Below are 16,537 nucleotides of genomic sequence, written 5' to 3' on the forward strand. Positions count from 1 at the left end.
TGTGTTTGATTTCGATAAAATCATCGAGCGTAAAAGCGACAGGTGCCGTAAATGGGACCATGCGTTTGTCTGCTCGCGCTTTGGTGATGTTCCGGAAGGGTTTATCCCGCTGTGGATCGCAGATATGGATTTCACCTCGCCGCCCGCCGTGATTGAAGGCTTTCGGCGCATCGTGGAGCACGGCACCTTTGGCTATACGTGGTGCTTCGACGAGTTTTACGAGGCGGTGATTCGCTTCCAGCGAACGCGCCACCAGGTCGAGGTGGAGAAATCGTGGATTACCCTCACCTACGGCACCGTGTCCACGCTGCACTACACGGTGCAGGCATTCTGCACGTCTGGCGACTGCGTGATGATGAACACGCCGGTCTACGACCCGTTTGCCATGGCGGCACAGCGTCAGGGCGTGCGGGTCCTTGCTAACCCGCTTCGCGTGGAGGAAAACCGCTATCAGCTGGATTTTAATCTGATTGAAGATCAGCTTAAAACCCACCGTCCAAAACTGTGGTTCTTCTGCTCGCCGCATAACCCCTCGGGCCGAATCTGGCGCGCGGACGAGATACGCCAGGTGTCCGATCTCTGTAAGCGCTACGGCACGATTCTGGTCGTCGATGAGGTTCACGCCGAGCACATTCTGGACGGCACATTCGTCAGCTGTCTGACCCCGAGCTGTGCCGCACTGGACAACCTGATCGTGCTGACGTCGCCCAATAAAGCCTTCAACCTGGGCGGTTTGAAAACCTCATATTCGATGATCCCGGACGATACGCTGCGCCAGCGCTTCCGCCAGCAGCTTGAGAGGAACTCGATTACCTCGCCCAATATGTTCGGCGTATGGGGGATTATCCTCGCCTATCAGCACGGTCTGCCCTGGCTCGACGCGCTTAACGGGTATCTGCAGGGCAATGCCCGCTATCTTGCGGACGCTATTCAGACCCACTTCCCGGCGTGGAAGATGATGAACCCGGAATCGTCATATCTGGCCTGGATAGACGTGAGCGCCGACGAGCGCAGCGCGACGCAGTTAACCCAACATTTCGCCCGTCAGGCTGGTGTGGTGATTGAGGACGGCAGCCACTACGTGCAAAACGGCGAAAGCTACCTGCGAATCAACTTCGGCACGCAGCGCGACTGGCTGGAGCAGTCCATCAACCGCATGCTGAAGCATTACTGATAAGGATCTTAACCCGATGAAGAAAGTGCTCACTCTTTCGCTGCTGGCTCTCGGCGTTTCTCATGGCGCGTCGGCGGCGAACTATACCCTTAATAACGACAATATTGCCCTCTCGTTTGATGACGCAAACGCAACGGTAGTCGTTAAGGACAGCAGGGCTAACCATCCGCTCACGCCGCAGGAGCTGTTCTTTCTGACGCTGCCGGATGAAACAAAAATCCACACCGCTGATTTCACCCTCAAGCACGTCGAAAAGCGGGACAGTGCAATTGTCATCGACTTTACGCGCACGGATTTTAACGTAACGGTGAAGCTGAATCTGGTGAAGGGGAAATACGCCAGCATCGACTACACCGTTGCCGCAGTCGGCCAGCCGCGAGACGTGGCGAAAATCACCTTCTTCCCAACGAAAAAACAGTCTCAGGCACCCTATGTTGACGGGGCAATAAACAGCTCGCCGATAGTGGCTGATTCGTTCTTTATTCTGCCGGACAAGCCCATCGTTAACACTTACGCCTATGAAGCGACGACTAACCTTAACGTCGAGCTGAAAACCCCCATTCAGCCTGCAACGCCAGTCAGCTACACCACGTACTTTGGCACCTTCCCGGAAACCAGTCAGTTACGCCGATGCGTAAATCAGTTCATCAATGCCGTGCGTCCGCGCCCGTATAAACCTTACCTGCACTATAACAGCTGGATGGATATCGGCTTTTTCAATCCGTACACCGAGCAGGACGTGCTGGGGCGGATGGACGAGTGGAATAAGGAATTTATTAGCGGGCGCGGCGTGGCGCTGGATGCGTTCCTGCTGGACGACGGCTGGGACGACCTTACCGGGCGCTGGCTGTTTGGCCCGGCATTCAACAACGGTTTTGGCAAGGTCAAGGAAAAAACCAATAGCCTGCACAGCTCGGTTGGCCTGTGGCTATCACCGTGGGGCGGCTACAACAAGCCGCGTGACGTTCGCGTCTCGCATGCAAAAGAGTACGGTTTTGAAACGGTGGACGGGAAGTTGGCGCTGTCAGGGCCGAACTACTTTAAGAACTTCAATGAGCAGATCGTTAAGCTGATCAAAAACGAACACATTACCTCGTTCAAACTTGATGGGATGGGAAACGCCAATTCGCACATCAAGGGCAGCCCGTTTGCCTCCGATTTTGACGCGTCGATCGCCCTGTTGCACAGCATGCGCAACGCCAACCCAAACCTGTTCATCAACCTGACCACCGGCACCGACGCCAGCCCGTCCTGGCTGTTCTATGCTGATTCCATCTGGCGCCAGGGGGACGACATCAACCTGTACGGCCCAGGCACGCCAGTGCAGCAGTGGATGACCTACCGCGATGCCGAAACGTACCGCTCGATTGTGCGCAAGGGACCGCTGGTCCCGCTGAACTCGTTGATGTACCACGGGATCGTCAGCGCGGAGAATGCCTACTACGGCCTTGAGAAAGTCCAAACGGACAGCGATTTTGCCGACCAGGTCTGGAGCTACTTCGCGACCGGCACCCAGTTGCAGGAGCTCTATATCACCCCGTCAATGCTGAATAAGGCGAAATGGGATACCCTGGCGCAGGCCGCGAAATGGTCCCGGGATAACGCCAGCGTGCTGGTGGATACCCACTGGATTGGCGGCGACCCAACGGCGCTGCAGGTTTACGGCTGGGCATCATGGAGCAAGGACAAAGCAATCCTCGGCTTGCGTAACCCGTCGGATAAGCCGCAAAGCTACTACCTGGATTTGACGCGAGATTTCGAAATCCCGACAGGAGACGCCGCCCAGTTTAGCCTGAAAGCGGTGTACGGCCGTAATTCAACCGTACCGGAGAAGTACAAAAACGCGGTGGTAATTACGCTGCAGCCGCTGGAAACGCTGGTGTTTGAGGCATTGCCATTGAAGTAGATCTGTAGGCCGGGTAAGGCGCAGCCGCCACCCGGCAAAACGGGCAGGGGATGCCTTATTCCCCCTGCTGCTCCAGCGCGTACTTATACAGTGCATTTTTCTTCACGCCGTGGATCTCCGCCGCTAATGCCGCCGCTTTCTTCAGCGGCAATTCGGCCTGCAGCAGCGCCAGGGTACGCAGCGCGTCGGCTGGCAGCGCGTCTTCTTCCGCCTTATGCCCTTCGACGATCAGCACCATCTCACCTTTGCGGCGGTTTTCGTCTTCCTTCACCCACGCCAGCAGCTCGCCCACCGGCGCACCGTGAATCGTTTCCCAGGTTTTGGTCAGCTCGCGCGCCAGCACCACGTAGCGGGCTTCTCCCCAGACGGTCACCATATCTTCCAGGCTCTCCAGCAGGCGGTGAGTGGATTCGTAGAAAATCAGGGTGCGCGGTTCCGCTTCCAGGTCTTTTAAAACGTCACGCCGGCCTTTGGATTTGGCAGGCAGGAAACCTTCATAGCAGAAACGATCGGACGGCAGGCCTGCGGCGCTTAATGCGGCAATCGCGGCGCACGGGCCCGGCAGTGGCACCACGCGAATACCGGCTTCGCGACAGGTACGCACCAGGTGATAGCCAGGATCGTTGATCAGCGGCGTACCGGCGTCGGAAACCAGCGCAATGTTCTGCCCCTCCTTCAGCTTCGCCACCAGCGTTTCGGCTTTTTGTTGCTCATTGTGATCGTGCAGAGCAAACAAACGGGCGTTAATCGCAAAATGTTGCAGCAGTAAGCCGGTGTGGCGGGTATCTTCAGCAGCAATTAAATCAACAGCTTGCAGTACGGTGAGCGCACGTTGGGTAATATCAGACAAATTCCCGATAGGAGTAGGTACAATATAAAGCTGGCCTTGAGAATTATCTGCCGTTTCGTGTTGTTTCATTGTTTCGTCCGTATTGCCGATTTAATATTGAGCATTGCGTAAAAAAATTCACTGGATACAGTATGGTACCGTTAACGTTTCTTCGAAAAAAAGCCACGCGCAGCGTGCCGCTTCTGCTGGCAGCCCTGATCTTTGCAGGCTGTGGCACCCAGGCACCTGACCAGAGCACCGCCCATCTTCAGGGTTCTGCTCAGGCTGATTCAGGCTTTTATCTGCAACAAATGTCGCAGAGTTCAAATGATACCAAGACCAACTGGCAATTACTCGCCATTCGTGCACTGCTGAAAGAGGGTAAAACCCAGCGGGCAGCCGAACTGTTTAACCAGTTGCCGAAAGATCTTAACGACGCCCAGCGCCGTGAGCAGAGCCTGCTCTCCGCTGAGCTGAAGGTCGCGCTGAAAGATTACGCCGCCGCGAAGAAGATCCTTGGGGACATCGACGTGAGCGCGCTGGATAAAAATCAGCAGGCGCGCTTCTGGCAGGCGGGCATTACCGCGGAGCAGGGACGCCCTTCGCTGACGCTGCTCCGCGCGCTCATCGCGCAAGAGCCCCTTCTCGGCGGTGCTGATAAGCAGAAAAATATTGATGCCACCTGGCAGGCGCTTGCCTCTATGACGCAGGAACAGGCCCAGGCGCTGGTCATCAACGCCGATGAAAACGTCCTGCAGGGCTGGCTGGATCTGCAGCAGATGTGGTTTACCAACCGCAGCGATCCAAAGATGCTGAAAGCCGGGATTGCCGACTGGCAGACGCGCTACCCGCAAAACCCGGGTGCTAAGATGCTGCCAACCCAGCTGGTGAACGTGCAGAACTTCAAGCCAGCGTCCACCAGCAAAATCGCCCTGCTTCTGCCGCTCAACGGCCAGGCGGCGGTGTTTGGACGCACCATTCAGCAGGGTTTTGAAGCGGCGAAAAACGGCACGACGCCGGTAACCGGCAGCGCCGTTCCCGCGCAGGCAGCTCAGGCGGCCAACGTGAACGATGTTGTCAGTCCGTCCGCCGCCGAGACCAGCGACCTGACCACGGCGCAAGCGCCAGCGCAGGGCACCATGCAAAACCCGGTGACGGCTCCGACGACGCCTCCAGCGACCCCAGCACCGGCGACTGCCGCCCCTGCGGCTCAGGCTCCGGTCGAGACGCAAGCGACTCCCGCACCTGCCACAACGGCAGAACAGCCTCAACAGCAGTCAGCACAACCTACCGCTCAACCTGCCGCGCAGCCGCAGGCCGTGGCAGCCACCAGCGCCAACCCGGGCGCTGAACTGAAAATCTACGACACCAGTTCGCAGCCGCTGGACCAGGTTCTGGCGCAGGTGCAACAGGACGGGGCGAGCATCGTGGTCGGTCCGCTGCTGAAAAACAACGTGGAAGAGCTGATGAAGAGCAATACCACGCTGAACGTGCTGGCGCTCAACCAGCCTGAGCAGGTTCAGAACCGGGCCAATATTTGCTACTTCGCGCTTTCCCCTGAAGATGAAGCCCGCGATGCGGCGCGTCATATTCACGAGCAGGGCAAGCAGGCTCCGCTGCTGCTCATCCCACGCAGCGCGCTGGGTGACCGTGTGGCCACAGCCTTTGCCGATGAGTGGCAGAAGCTGGGCGGCGGCGTGGTGCTGCAGCAGAAATTCGGTTCCGTTTCTGAACTGCGCGCGGGCGTCAACGGCGGGGCAGGTATCGCGCTCAACGGCAGCCCTGTTACGGCGAGCCTGCCACAGCAGCAGGGCGTGACGATTGGTGGCCTGACGATCCCTGCCCCACCTACCGACGCGCAGATTAGCGGGGGCGGTAAAGTGGATGCGGCCTATATCGTTGCCACGCCGCAGGAGATCGCCTTTATCAAACCGATGATTGCGATGCGTAACGGCAGCCAGAGCGGCGCAACGCTCTACGCCAGCTCGCGCAGCGCGCAGGGCACCGCAGGCCCGGATTTCCGTCTGGAAATGGACGGTCTGCAGTACAGCGAAATCCCGATGCTGGCAGGCAGCAACCCGGCGCTGATGCAGCAGGCGCTGAGTACCGTTCGTAACGATTACTCGCTGGCGCGTCTGTATGCCATGGGTGTTGACGCGTGGGCGCTGGCGAACCACTTTACCCAGATGCGTCAGGTGCCCGGCTTTGAGCTTAACGGCAACACCGGCGATCTGACCGCCACTCAGGATTGTGTGATTAACAGGAAGTTATCATGGCTCAAATACCAGCAGGGGCAGATCGTCCCGGCCAGTTAAGCCGCAAACAGACCGGCGATGCGTGGGAGCTAAGGGCGCGTCGCTGGCTTGAGGGCAAAGGACTGCGCTTTATCGCCGCCAACGTCCGCGGGCGCGGCGGCGAAATCGACCTGATCATGAAAGACGGTCAGGTCATCGTGTTTGTAGAAGTGCGCTTTCGACAGTCCTCCCGTTTTGGCGGTGCTGCCGCCAGCGTGACGCTCGCCAAACAACATAAATTATTACAGACTGCCCACTTGTGGCTTGCCCGCCATAATGGGAGTTTTGATACTGTGGATTGCCGGTTCGATGTGATAGCCTTCACCGGAAATGAGATCGAATGGCTTAAAAACGCTTTTGGCGAAGACGCATAATTAAGATTTAAAAGGGATAACGTGCTCGAAAGAATTAAAGTGTGCTTCACAGAAAGCATCCAGACTCAGATTGCCGCGGCGGAAGCCCTTCCGGATGCTATTTCGCGTGCCGCAATGACGCTGGTGCAATCCCTGCTTAATGGCAACAAAATCCTCTGTTGTGGCAACGGCACGTCGGCCGCCAACGCACAGCATTTTGCTGCCAGCATGATCAACCGTTTTGAAACAGAGCGCCCGAGTTTACCTGCCATTGCACTTAATACCGATAATGTGGTCTTAACGGCGATTGCTAACGATCGTCTGCATGACGAAATTTACGCAAAGCAGGTGCGAGCCCTGGGTCATACCGGAGATGTGTTGCTGGCCATCTCCACGCGCGGCAACAGCCGGGATATTGTCAAAGCCGTTGAAGCCGCCGTCACCCGCGACATGACCATTGTGGCTTTAACCGGCTATGACGGGGGTGAGCTGGCGGGTCTGCTTGGGCCGCAGGATGTGGAAATCCGCATTCCTTCTCACCGGAGCGCACGTATTCAGGAAATGCATATGCTCACGGTGAACTGCTTATGTGACCTGATCGATAACACGCTTTTCCCTCACCAGGATGATTAAGGAGTTCTTATGAAGGCTTTATCGACCCTCGCAGTCCTTATGTCTGCATTACTGCTTCAGGGATGTATCGCTGCGGCCGTTGTGGGTACCGCCGCGGTAGGCACCAAAGCGGCGACCGATCCGCGCACCGTGGGCACACAGGTGGATGACGGTACGCTGGAGCTGCGCGTCAACAGCGCGCTGTCGAAAGACGAACAAATCAAGAAAGAGGCGCGTATTAACGTAACGGCTTATCAGGGCAAAGTGCTGCTGGCAGGCCAGGCGCCGAATATGGAGCTCGCCTCGCGTGCGAAACAGATTGCGATGGGCGTAGAAGGGACCACAGAAGTGTTTAACGAAGTGCGTCAGGGCAAGCCAATTGGCCTGGGTGACGCCTCTTCCGATACCTGGATCACCACCAAAGTGCGCTCCCAGCTGCTGGGCTCGGACCAGGTGAAATCTTCCAACGTGAAAGTGACGACGGAAAACGGCGAAGTGTTCCTGCTCGGTCTGGTGACCGACCGTGAAGGGAAAGCGGCAGCCGATATTGCCAGCCGGGTGAGCGGCGTGAAGCACGTCACCACCGCGTTTACTTACATTAAATAAAAAAAATCCCCTCACTTGAGGGGATTTTTTTGTAGGCCCGGTAAGCGTAGCGCCACCGGGCGTTTTTCACAGAAGCGCAATACTCCCCACCAGCACGCCACTTAACGCCACCAGCCCAGCGGTCAGCCACAGCGCTTTCGCCGGAAATGATTTGCGCAGCATAATAAGCGACGGCAGGCTAATGGCCGGCAATGTAATCAGCAGCGCCAGCGCCGGCGCGGTGCCCATGCCAGCCAGCATCATGGTCTGAACAATCGGGATCTCCGCCGCCGTTGGGATCACAAACAGGCAGCCTGCAACGGCCATCGCAATCACCCACATCAGCGTGTTGTCGATAGCGCCATCCGCATGCGGGAAGAGCCAGACGCGCGCCGCCCCGAGAACCAGCACCGCCAGGATATAGACCGGAATGGTGCTCCAGAAAAGCTGCCATAGCGCCCGACCCCAGCGCGCAAAGAACCCGCCCTGAGGCTCGCTGACGTCCAGCTCAACAGACGCGGGCTCTGGCGCCGAATCCTTAACCAGATGCTGCACCAGCGTCGCCACCACCAGCACGGTCAGCAGCCCGGCCACCAGACGAATAAATGCGAAATGCCAGCCAAGCACAAAGCCCATAAACACCAGCGTTGCAGGGTTGAGCAGCGGGTTGCCCATCCAGAACGCCAGCGCGCCGCCCATCGATACGCGCTGACGACGCATTCCGGCCGCCACGGGCGCGGCACAGCAGGAGCACATCATGCCCGGCAGGGAGAAGATCGTGCCCAGCAGCGTCCCCTGAAAGCGCGGCTGGCCAAGGGTTTTCACCAGCCAGTTGCGCGGGATCAGCACCTGAATCAGCGAGCCCAGGATCACGCCGAGTACGGCGGCCTTCCAGACGGCAAGGAAGTAGACCATGGCGTAATCCCACGCCGCCTGAAGCGGGCTGGCATCAGCCTGCGCGAGAATAGATTTACCGATGCTGTGCGTTTCTGCGGCGGTGAAGGCTTTACCGTAGTACGGCTGCCATTTCACGTACCAGAGGCCAACAATGACCACGAGAAAGAAGAGTGCGGGCTTCCACCATTGAACAGGTGTTGCCGCCTGAGATGAAGACTGACCAGTCATAGCATTCCCCGGAGAGTATTAGGTAATTAGCCGGGGGAGTTTACGCCTCGCCCTGCGCGATTTCACGCAGTTTTGCCGAAGGGATGATGTTTACGCCCGCTTTCGACGGGGCGAGTCCCTCTTTTAACATCGCGCGCGCGACGTCCCGCGCCTCGATGGCCTTCCAGTTGCCGGGAAGGATCCGAAACAGCGGGGCCAGGATCGACTCGTTAAAGCGGCGCTCGTCCCGGTGGCCAATGAGCATCGAAGGGCGCACAATCGTCAGCTGCTCCCATTTCTGCGCGATCAGCGCCGCCTCCATTTTGCCCTTCACCTTGTTGTAGAAGAATGGCGATCCGGCGCTGGCGCCCAGCGCGCTGACCACCAGAAAATGTCTGGCTCCCAGCTTTTTCGCCCTGAGCGCGGAATCCACCACCAGCGTATAGTCGGCGTGGATAAAGGCCTCTTTGCTACCCGCCTCCCGCCGCGTGGTGCCCAGACAGCAAAAGGCGATATCAATCGGGTCCTGCACCTGCGCCAGCGCATCCGTCAGCTGCGGATCGTGCGGATTAAAAACGCCGGAAATGTCCGACAGCGGCCGACGCGTCGGGGCGGCGATGTAGTTCACGCGGCGATCCTGAAGCAGCAGCCGCAGCAAATGATCGCCCACCAGCCCGGTAGCACCGGTAATCAATACCTGACTCATCGTATCCCCTTTACAGAATTGTCCGTTTGCGAACTCAGCATCGTCGACCACACTTAGAAGTCTGTTACAGGTAAGTATTTACCACAAGCGGAGAAAAATCAGTCTGAAGCGAAAACAACGGAGGAAGCATGGGTAAGAAAATCGCAGTCTTGATTACCGACGAGTTTGAAGATTCAGAATTCACCTCTCCTGCAGAGGCGTTCCGCAAGGCGGGACATGAGGTCATCACCATTGAGAAAGAGGCGGGCAAAACGGTCACAGGCCATAAGGGCGAGGCCAGCGTCACCATCGATGAGACCATCGATAACGTTAGCCCCTCCGATTTTGACGCCCTGCTGTTACCCGGCGGCCATTCACCGGACTCCCTGCGCGGCGACGATCGTTTCGTCACCTTCACCCGGGATTTTGTCGCGACCGGCAAACCGGTCTTTGCCATCTGTCACGGCCCGCAGCTGCTCATCAGCGCCGAGGTGGTCCGCGGACGTAAGCTTACGGCGGTGAAGCCGATCGTTATCGATCTGAAAAACGCGGGGGCAGAGTTTTACGATCAGGAGGTGGTTAACGACAAAGACCAGCTGATCACCAGCCGGACTCCGGACGATCTCCCGGCGTTTAACCGCGAAGCGCTACGCCTGCTCGGCGCGTAACCAGTGCAGCTTCTTGCCAAAGCCCAGGGTGTTGTCGGTAAATTTCAGCTCGTCGAGGCGGATTTCCCACACCGGGGCTTTTAGCGCAGCGGCTACCGGAAAGCGGCGCGTGTAGAGCTTACGGCGCGCGTCGCTCTCTTCTCCGTCCAGGCGACGAATTTCCCCTTTGAACTGCACGCCGCGGATCAGCGCGACCGTTTTCGGCTGGCCGTTAACCGTGCCCGCGACCTTCGCCTGCTGGCCGGTCATTTGCGCATGACGCGTTTTGTCTTCGCTCATGACATAAAATGCGACGCGCTCGGGATCGTAGTAGTAAAACGCGTTGGCGCACCACATCTCCCCCTCGTCATAGACGCACCAGGTGACAACATGCTGCTTCGCCAGCCAGCGGTTAATGGCGGCCAGTGTTTCCATTTTCGTTCTCTCTCATGCTATGGTGCGTTCACCTTAACATACTGAATCTGTTTACCGTGTGCTGGTTTCTCTATCTTGTCCGAACCGCTGATAACGCCCTCTACACCGGGATCACCACCGATGTGGCGCGGCGTTTTTTACAACATCAAACGGGGAAAGGGGCAAAAGCGCTGCGGGGGAAAGGGGAACTACAGCTCGCCTTTTCGGCCCCCGTCGGCGACCGCTCGCTGGCGCTCAGGCTGGAATACCGGATTAAACAGCTGACGAAGCGCCAGAAAGAGCGCCTCGTGAACGGAGACGGCTCCTTTGAGGCGCTCCGCGAGAGCCTGATTAAAAGCGATTAAAATGGTCGTGGTACTCGACCAGGCCATGCACGCCGTTGAGCGCGTCGTCCGCCAGGCGATGCACCTGGAAGGCGGATTCCGTACCCGGCCAGCGGCAGCGCAGATCGTAATGCGCGGCCTGCTCAAAGCCTAAACGACCATAGAACGCCGGGTCGCCCAGCGTGACAACGGCGGCGTAACCGAACTCATTGAGCGAATCCAGCCCTTCGTAGACGAGCTGACGCGCCAGCCCCTGCCCGCGATAGCTTTCATCCACCGCCAGCGGCGCCATGCCTACCCACTGGAGATCTTCGCCCTGAACGATGACCGGGCTGAAGGCAACATAGCCTACCACCTGACCTTCGTCGTCGGTGGCAACCAGCCCCAGCGTAATCAGGCCGTCTTCACGAAGATCGTGGACCAGTTGAGCTTCGGCATCGCTCTCAAACGCGCGTCGCAGCAGCGCATCGATCCCCGGCGCATCAAACCCAATTTCGACTCGAATCAGCATGGCTCACCTACTGAAGTGTGTTTAGCGTCCGGCGGGCTTTTCAGCCCGGCCTCAACGAAATCTGCCATTTGCATTAGCATCACGCGCAGCGCTTTTGGCATCTGCTCTAGCTCAATGGCATCCATTAAATTCTTCACGTACAGACCCAGCTCCGTATCGCCTTCAATCACCAGACGGCGCTGGAAGAAAAGCGTATCCGGATCCTGCTTACGCGCGGCGATCATCAGCAGATCGCTGGCGTTGGCGCTAAAGCTCACATCCGGCTCGGCGGATTCGCGGACGATTAGCTGGTCATTCTCAACGGAGGTAAACCAGCGCAGCCCGATGTCGCGCACTTCAATGCTTAACCAGCGGCCTTCCAGGAATTCCAGCTCGCCATCCTGCAGCGCCTGGCGGAACTGCCAGCTCAAAACCTGCTCCAGCACCTGGCGTTTAAGCGCGAACGGCGCCAGCCTGACCGGCACGCTCAGCATTGATGGGCCAAATTGTACGAGACGTGAACGCAGTTTATCCAGCACGAGCTTTACTCCCTGATATCTATAGTCCGGCTATTTTGCCATATCCGACGCGTAACATAGCGGCGTAAATCAACAAACCGTCGTCCGCCGTACCTCATTATTGGTGCCATCAATACGCCATTAGCTGCCTTAAATCAAAAATTGTCGCGTATGGGTTAATTAAAATCCCAGCTCGTTAACAATTTTGCGATCGACTACATCAGGATAAATTATGGAGCTGCTCTGCCCTGCCGGAAACCTTCCGGCGCTTAAGGCGGCCATCGAAAATGGGGCCGATGCGGTCTATATCGGGCTGAAAGATGACACCAACGCCCGCCATTTTGCTGGCCTCAACTTTACGGAGAAAAAGCTTCAGGAAGCCGTTAACTTCGTTCACCAGCATCGCCGCAAACTGCATATCGCCATCAATACCTTTGCGCATCCTGACGGCTACGCGCGCTGGCAGCGTGCGGTGGATATGGCGGCACAGCTCGGGGCCGACGCGCTGATCCTGGCCGACCTCGCCATGCTTGAGTATGCGGCAGAACGCTATCCCCATATTGAGCGCCACGTCTCTGTTCAGGCATCTGCCACCAACGAAGAGGCGGTGCGTTTTTATCATCGACACTTTGACGTTGCCCGCGTGGTGCTGCCGCGCGTGCTCTCTATTCATCAGGTTAAGCAACTCGCGCGCGTCACGCCAGTGCCGCTGGAGGTTTTTGCCTTTGGCAGCCTGTGCATTATGGCCGAAGGGCGTTGCTATCTTTCTTCTTACTTAACCGGTGAATCGCCGAATACCGTCGGGGCCTGCTCCCCTGCCCGCTTTGTCCGCTGGCAGCAAACCCCGCAGGGGCTGGAGTCGCGCCTGAACGAGGTGCTGATCGACCGCTATCAGGACGGCGAAAACGCCGGTTATCCCACCCTGTGTAAAGGGCGCTATCTGGTCGACGGCGAACGCTACCACGCGCTAGAGGAGCCTACCAGCCTCAACACGCTGGAGCTGCTGCCGGAACTGCTGGCGGCCAATATTGCCTCGGTGAAAATCGAAGGTCGTCAGCGCAGCCCGGCCTACGTAAGCCAGGTGGCGAAAGTGTGGCGTCAGGCCATCGACCGCTGCATGGCGGACCCGCAGAACTACGCTCCGCAGCAGGCCTGGATGGAGACGCTGGGCTCCATGTCCGAGGGCACGCAAACCACGCTTGGCGCCTATCACCGTAAATGGCAGTGAGATAACCATGAAATATTCATTAGGACCGGTGCTCTACTACTGGCCAAAAGAGACGCTGGAAGATTTTTACCAACAGGCCGCCACCAGCAGCGCCGATGTGATTTACCTGGGCGAAGCGGTGTGCAGCAAGCGCCGCGCCACCAAGGTGGGCGACTGGCTGGAGATGGCGAAAAGCCTGGCCGGGAGCGGCAAGCAGGTGGTGCTCTCCACGCTCGCGCTGGTGCAGGCCTCGTCCGAGCTGGGCGAACTGAAGCGCTACGTCGAAAACGGCGAGTTCCTGCTGGAAGCAAGCGATCTCGGCGTGGTGAACATGTGCGCTGAACGCAGGCTGCCGTTTGTCGCGGGCCATGCCCTGAACTGCTACAACGCCGTGACCCTGCGCCTGCTGCTCAAACAAGGCATGACGCGCTGGTGCATGCCGGTGGAACTCTCCCGCGACTGGCTGGCAAACCTGCTCACGCAGTGCGAAGAGCTGGGCATTCGCAACAAGTTTGAAGTGGAAGTGCTGAGCTACGGGCATCTGCCGCTGGCCTATTCCGCCCGCTGCTTTACCGCACGCTCGGAAGACCGTCCGAAAGACGAGTGCGAAACCTGCTGCATTAAGTACCCAAACGGGCGCAGCATGCTGTCGCAGGAGAACCAGCAGGTGTTTGTTCTCAACGGTATTCAGACCATGAGCGGCTATGTCTATAACCTCGGCAACGAGCTGGCGTCGATGGACGGGCTGGTAGATATGGTGCGCCTGTCGCCGCTCGATAACGGCGTGTTCGCGATGCTGGACGCCTTCCGCGCTAACGAAAACGGTGCCGCTCCGCTGCCGCTGACGGCGAATAGCGACTGCAACGGTTACTGGAAGCGTCTGGCCGGGCTGGAATTGCAGGCGTAAAAAAGGCTCACTTTGTTAACAACGGTTATCATTTTTTAATGCAGTATTAAAGATTGACCGTCGACAAAGTGAGCTGTTATGACTGACAAAACCCTTCCGTTTTCGGTGCTGGATCTGGCGCCGATCCCACAAGGCTCCTCGGCGAGAGAAGCCTTTTCGCACTCTCTGGATCTGGCTCAGCTGGCCGAAAAGCGTGGCTATCACCGCTACTGGCTGGCCGAACACCACAACATGGTGGGCATTGCCAGCGCCGCCACCTCGGTACTGATTGGTTATCTGGCGGCAAATACCACCACGCTGCACCTGGGCTCCGGCGGCGTGATGCTGCCGAACCACGCCCCGCTGGTGATCGCCGAGCAGTTCGGCACGCTGAATACCCTCTATCCGGGCCGTATCGATTTAGGGCTTGGCCGTGCGCCGGGCAGCGACCAGCCGACCATGCGCGCCCTGCGCCGCCATATGAGCGGCGATATTGATAACTTCCCGCGCGACGTGGCCGAACTGGTGGATTGGTTCGACGCGCGTGACCCGAACCCGCACGTGCGCCCGGTACCGGGCTACGGCGAGAAGATCCCGGTCTGGCTCTTAGGCTCAAGCCTCTACAGCGCGCAGCTCGCCGCGCAGCTGGGTCTGCCGTTTGCGTTTGCCTCGCACTTCGCGCCGGATATGCTGCATCAGGCGCTGCATCTTTACCGCACGAACTTCAAGCCGTCCGAGCGTCTGGAGAAGCCGTACGCGATGGTGTGTATCAACATCATTGCCGCCGACAGCAATCGCGACGCGGAATTCCTGTTTACCTCCATGCAGCAGGCGTTTGTGAAGCTGCGTCGCGGCGAAACGGGCCAGCTTCCGCCGCCGGTGGAGAATATGCATCAGCTGTGGTCAGCGTCAGAGCAGTATGGCGTTCAGCAGGCGCTGAGCATGTCGCTGGTCGGCGATAAGGCGAAAGTGCGCCACGGGCTGGAGGCGGTGCTGCGCGAAACGCAGGCGGATGAGATTATGGTTAACGGCCAGATTTTCGATCACCAGGCGCGTTTGCATTCGTTTGATTTGGCGATGCAGGTGAAAGAGGAGTTGGTGGGGTAGCCTTTTTGCCGGATGGCGGCTTCGCCTTATCCGGCCTACGCGATCCCTGTAGGCCCGGTAAGCGCAGCGCCACCGGGCTTTGTGTTTACTGGTAAACAGGCAACAGGTCAAAACTCGACAGCATGTGCACCAGCGCGTTGCCCACCCCAAACACCAGGATCAGCGCAATCATCGGCTTGCCGCCCCAGACGCGGAATTTCGGGCTGCCGAAGCGTTTACGTGATTTACGCGCCAGCAGCGCCGGCACAATCGCCGCCCAGATGGTTGCCGCCAGTCCGGCATAGCCGATGGCGTACAGGAAACCGTTCGGCCACAGCAGGCCACCCACCACCGGCGGCAGGAAGGTCAGCAGCGCGGTTTTGAAGCGCCCCAGCGCGGAATCATCAAAGCCAAACAGATCCGCCAGATAGTCAAACAGGCCCAGCGTCACGCCGAGGAAAGAGCTCGCCACCGCAAAGTTAGAGAAGATAACCAGCAGCAGATCCAGACTGCGGCTGTTCAGCACGCCGCTCAGCGCCTGCACCAGCACGTCGATGTTGCCGCCCTTCTGGGCAATGCCGATAAATTCCGGACGCGGGATGTTGCCCATCGTCCCCAGCAGCCAAATCACATACAGCCCCAGCGCCAGCAGCGTACCGTAGACCAGACACTTCACGATGGTGCGTGGATCTTTGCCGTAGTACTTCATCAGGCTCGGCACGTTGCCGTGATAGCCGAACGACGCCAGGCAGAACGGCAGCGTCATCAGCAGGTACGGGGTATAGGACGTATTCACTTCCGCGACGTTAAACAGCGTAGCGGGCGTCACGTGCCCCAGCAGGCTGCCGAAGGTCAGGAAGAAGGTGATGACCTTCGCGCCCAGCACAATCGCCGTCATCCGGCTCACCGCTTTGGTACTCATCCAGACGATAAACGCCACGGCCAGCGCAAAGCACAGCCCCGCCAGACGCGCCGGAACGTTCAGCGACATCTCCGAGAAGGTGTGATGCAGAATCGAACCGCTCGCCGAGATATACGCGTAGGTCAGGATATAGAGCACAAACGCGATGGACAGACCGTTCACCAGGTTCCAGCCTTTGCCCAGCAGATCTTTGGTGATGGTGTCGAAGCTGGAGCCGATACGGTAGTTCAGGTTGGCTTCGAGGATCATCAGCCCGGAATGGAGCATACAGAACCAGGTAAAGACCAGCGCGGCCAGCGACCAGAAGAACCACGCACCGGACATGACCACGGGCAGGGAGAACATCCCGGCACCTATAATGGTTCCGCCGATGATCACCACGCCGCCAAGCAGCGAAGGTGACGTTTGGGTGGTGGTTAGTGTCGCCATACAGCCTTTTCTCCAGTCAATTATGCGGGAAGCATGTTAATGTGACGCACTG

General features: G+C 58.3%; 18 protein-coding genes. 11 read left to right on the forward strand and 7 right to left on the reverse strand.

Annotated features, from left to right (window positions below):
• Position 1: 1 nt before the first annotated feature.
• Entirely contained in the window at positions 2-1,174 is a 1,173-nt protein-coding gene (locus tag ACJBF3_RS07800) for a MalY/PatB family protein (protein WP_045331029.1), read from the forward strand.
• A gap of 16 nt (positions 1,175-1,190) precedes the next feature.
• Entirely contained in the window at positions 1,191-3,080 is a 1,890-nt protein-coding gene (locus ACJBF3_RS07805; protein ID WP_045331028.1) for an enterotoxin, read from the forward strand.
• A 55-nt stretch (positions 3,081-3,135) separates the two neighbouring features.
• Here the strand turns inward: ACJBF3_RS07805 and rsmI are convergent, their stop codons facing one another.
• Positions 3,136-3,999 carry a 16S rRNA (cytidine(1402)-2'-O)-methyltransferase gene (rsmI, locus tag ACJBF3_RS07810; RefSeq protein ID WP_045331026.1) on the reverse strand — a complete coding sequence of 288 codons (864 nt, stop codon included), beginning with the start codon at positions 3,997-3,999 and terminating at the stop codon, positions 3,136-3,138.
• Between the two features lie 62 nt (positions 4,000-4,061).
• Here rsmI and ACJBF3_RS07815 point away from each other — a divergent pair, with 62 nt between their 5' ends.
• From ACJBF3_RS07815 to dolP, 4 genes are read left to right on the forward strand one after another with little or no spacing between them, the layout of a single operon-like run.
• Positions 4,062-6,224, forward strand: a complete 2,163-nt coding sequence (locus ACJBF3_RS07815) for a penicillin-binding protein activator (RefSeq protein WP_045331024.1) — start codon at positions 4,062-4,064, stop codon at positions 6,222-6,224.
• A complete protein-coding gene (locus ACJBF3_RS07820; protein WP_045331022.1) occupies positions 6,182-6,577 on the forward strand; it encodes a YraN family protein in 396 nt (131 codons plus the stop codon). Before ACJBF3_RS07815 ends, ACJBF3_RS07820 begins: the two co-directional genes overlap by 43 nt.
• A gap of 21 nt (positions 6,578-6,598) precedes the next feature.
• The gene (diaA, locus tag ACJBF3_RS07825) at positions 6,599-7,189 is read left to right on the forward strand and encodes a DnaA initiator-associating protein DiaA (protein ID WP_045331019.1); all 591 of its coding nucleotides are present in this window, start codon (positions 6,599-6,601) and stop codon (positions 7,187-7,189) included.
• Positions 7,190-7,198: 9 nt separating this feature from the next.
• The gene (gene dolP, locus ACJBF3_RS07830; protein WP_023333574.1) at positions 7,199-7,774 is read left to right on the forward strand and encodes a division/outer membrane stress-associated lipid-binding lipoprotein; all 576 of its coding nucleotides are present in this window, start codon (positions 7,199-7,201) and stop codon (positions 7,772-7,774) included.
• Between the two features lie 66 nt (positions 7,775-7,840).
• Here dolP and ACJBF3_RS07835 read toward each other — a convergent pair whose 3' ends face one another.
• Positions 7,841-8,878, reverse strand: a complete 1,038-nt coding sequence (locus tag ACJBF3_RS07835; protein ID WP_045331017.1) for a permease — start codon at positions 8,876-8,878, stop codon at positions 7,841-7,843.
• Between the two features lie 40 nt (positions 8,879-8,918).
• On the reverse strand, positions 8,919-9,563 hold the full coding sequence (locus ACJBF3_RS07840; protein WP_045331016.1) for an NAD(P)H-binding protein: 645 nt from the start codon (positions 9,561-9,563) through the stop codon (positions 8,919-8,921).
• Between the two features lie 128 nt (positions 9,564-9,691).
• Between ACJBF3_RS07840 and ACJBF3_RS07845 the strand changes: the two genes are divergently transcribed.
• Positions 9,692-10,210, forward strand: a complete 519-nt coding sequence (locus tag ACJBF3_RS07845; protein WP_045331014.1) for a type 1 glutamine amidotransferase domain-containing protein — start codon at positions 9,692-9,694, stop codon at positions 10,208-10,210.
• On the opposite strand, the gene ACJBF3_RS07850 is transcribed toward ACJBF3_RS07845, so the two are convergent.
• Positions 10,190-10,624, reverse strand: coding sequence for a YhbP family protein (locus tag ACJBF3_RS07850; RefSeq protein ID WP_023309322.1), 435 nt, complete (start codon positions 10,622-10,624; stop codon positions 10,190-10,192). The two genes, ACJBF3_RS07845 and ACJBF3_RS07850, sit on opposite strands and share 21 nt — an antisense overlap.
• 14 nt (positions 10,625-10,638) lie before the next feature.
• Here ACJBF3_RS07850 and ACJBF3_RS07855 point away from each other — a divergent pair, with 14 nt between their 5' ends.
• Positions 10,639-10,968: a GIY-YIG nuclease family protein gene (locus ACJBF3_RS07855; RefSeq protein ID WP_072265622.1), complete on the forward strand. Its 330-nt coding sequence runs from the start codon at positions 10,639-10,641 to the stop codon at positions 10,966-10,968.
• Here ACJBF3_RS07855 and ACJBF3_RS07860 read toward each other — a convergent pair.
• Positions 10,955-11,458: a GNAT family N-acetyltransferase gene (locus tag ACJBF3_RS07860; protein WP_406544909.1), complete on the reverse strand. Its 504-nt coding sequence runs from the start codon at positions 11,456-11,458 to the stop codon at positions 10,955-10,957. The genes ACJBF3_RS07855 and ACJBF3_RS07860 overlap by 14 nt on opposite strands.
• Complete coding sequence (locus ACJBF3_RS07865; RefSeq protein ID WP_045331010.1) at positions 11,452-11,976, reverse strand: SCP2 domain-containing protein; 525 nt, start codon at positions 11,974-11,976, stop codon at positions 11,452-11,454. Before ACJBF3_RS07865 ends, ACJBF3_RS07860 begins: the two co-directional genes overlap by 7 nt.
• 211 nt (positions 11,977-12,187) lie before the next feature.
• Between ACJBF3_RS07865 and ACJBF3_RS07870 the strand changes: the two genes are divergently transcribed.
• From ACJBF3_RS07870 to ACJBF3_RS07880, 3 genes are all read left to right on the forward strand, one after another.
• Positions 12,188-13,183, forward strand: a complete 996-nt coding sequence (locus ACJBF3_RS07870; RefSeq protein ID WP_045331008.1) for a peptidase U32 family protein — start codon at positions 12,188-12,190, stop codon at positions 13,181-13,183.
• A gap of 7 nt (positions 13,184-13,190) precedes the next feature.
• Positions 13,191-14,069, forward strand: coding sequence for a U32 family peptidase (locus ACJBF3_RS07875; RefSeq protein ID WP_045331007.1), 879 nt, complete (start codon positions 13,191-13,193; stop codon positions 14,067-14,069).
• A 78-nt stretch (positions 14,070-14,147) separates the two neighbouring features.
• The gene (locus tag ACJBF3_RS07880; protein WP_014833426.1) at positions 14,148-15,155 is read left to right on the forward strand and encodes an LLM class flavin-dependent oxidoreductase; all 1,008 of its coding nucleotides are present in this window, start codon (positions 14,148-14,150) and stop codon (positions 15,153-15,155) included.
• Between the two features lie 85 nt (positions 15,156-15,240).
• Here the strand turns inward: ACJBF3_RS07880 and mtr are convergent, their stop codons facing one another.
• Positions 15,241-16,485, reverse strand: coding sequence for a tryptophan permease (mtr, locus tag ACJBF3_RS07885; RefSeq protein WP_045331005.1), 1,245 nt, complete (start codon positions 16,483-16,485; stop codon positions 15,241-15,243).
• Between the last annotated feature and the right edge of the window lie 52 nt (positions 16,486-16,537).

The sequence above is a fragment of the Enterobacter sp. PP-008-ECC_S150 genome (genome assembly GCF_045257065.1).
Lineage (GTDB): Bacteria > Pseudomonadota > Gammaproteobacteria > Enterobacterales > Enterobacteriaceae > Enterobacter > Enterobacter chengduensis.

Excerpts from the sequence above, each read along its gene's own strand:
- ACJBF3_RS07805 (WP_045331028.1), top strand. The coding sequence starts at position 1,191 with ATGAAGAAAGTGCTCACTCTTTCGCTGCTGGCTCTCGGCGTTTCTCAT.
- rsmI (WP_045331026.1), bottom strand. The coding sequence starts at position 3,999 with ATGAAACAACACGAAACGGCAGATAATTCTCAAGGCCAGCTTTATATT.
- ACJBF3_RS07815 (WP_045331024.1), top strand. The coding sequence starts at position 4,062 with ATGGTACCGTTAACGTTTCTTCGAAAAAAAGCCACGCGCAGCGTGCCG.
- ACJBF3_RS07820 (WP_045331022.1), top strand. The coding sequence starts at position 6,182 with ATGGCTCAAATACCAGCAGGGGCAGATCGTCCCGGCCAGTTAAGCCGC.
- dolP (WP_023333574.1), top strand. The coding sequence starts at position 7,199 with ATGAAGGCTTTATCGACCCTCGCAGTCCTTATGTCTGCATTACTGCTT.
- ACJBF3_RS07835 (WP_045331017.1), bottom strand. The coding sequence starts at position 8,878 with ATGACTGGTCAGTCTTCATCTCAGGCGGCAACACCTGTTCAATGGTGG.
- ACJBF3_RS07840 (WP_045331016.1), bottom strand. The coding sequence starts at position 9,563 with ATGAGTCAGGTATTGATTACCGGTGCTACCGGGCTGGTGGGCGATCAT.
- ACJBF3_RS07845 (WP_045331014.1), top strand. The coding sequence starts at position 9,692 with ATGGGTAAGAAAATCGCAGTCTTGATTACCGACGAGTTTGAAGATTCA.
- ACJBF3_RS07850 (WP_023309322.1), bottom strand. The coding sequence starts at position 10,624 with ATGGAAACACTGGCCGCCATTAACCGCTGGCTGGCGAAGCAGCATGTT.
- ACJBF3_RS07855 (WP_072265622.1), top strand. The coding sequence starts at position 10,639 with ATGCTATGGTGCGTTCACCTTAACATACTGAATCTGTTTACCGTGTGC.
- ACJBF3_RS07860 (WP_406544909.1), bottom strand. The coding sequence starts at position 11,458 with ATGCTGATTCGAGTCGAAATTGGGTTTGATGCGCCGGGGATCGATGCG.
- ACJBF3_RS07870 (WP_045331008.1), top strand. The coding sequence starts at position 12,188 with ATGGAGCTGCTCTGCCCTGCCGGAAACCTTCCGGCGCTTAAGGCGGCC.
- ACJBF3_RS07875 (WP_045331007.1), top strand. The coding sequence starts at position 13,191 with ATGAAATATTCATTAGGACCGGTGCTCTACTACTGGCCAAAAGAGACG.
- ACJBF3_RS07880 (WP_014833426.1), top strand. The coding sequence starts at position 14,148 with ATGACTGACAAAACCCTTCCGTTTTCGGTGCTGGATCTGGCGCCGATC.
- mtr (WP_045331005.1), bottom strand. The coding sequence starts at position 16,485 with ATGGCGACACTAACCACCACCCAAACGTCACCTTCGCTGCTTGGCGGC.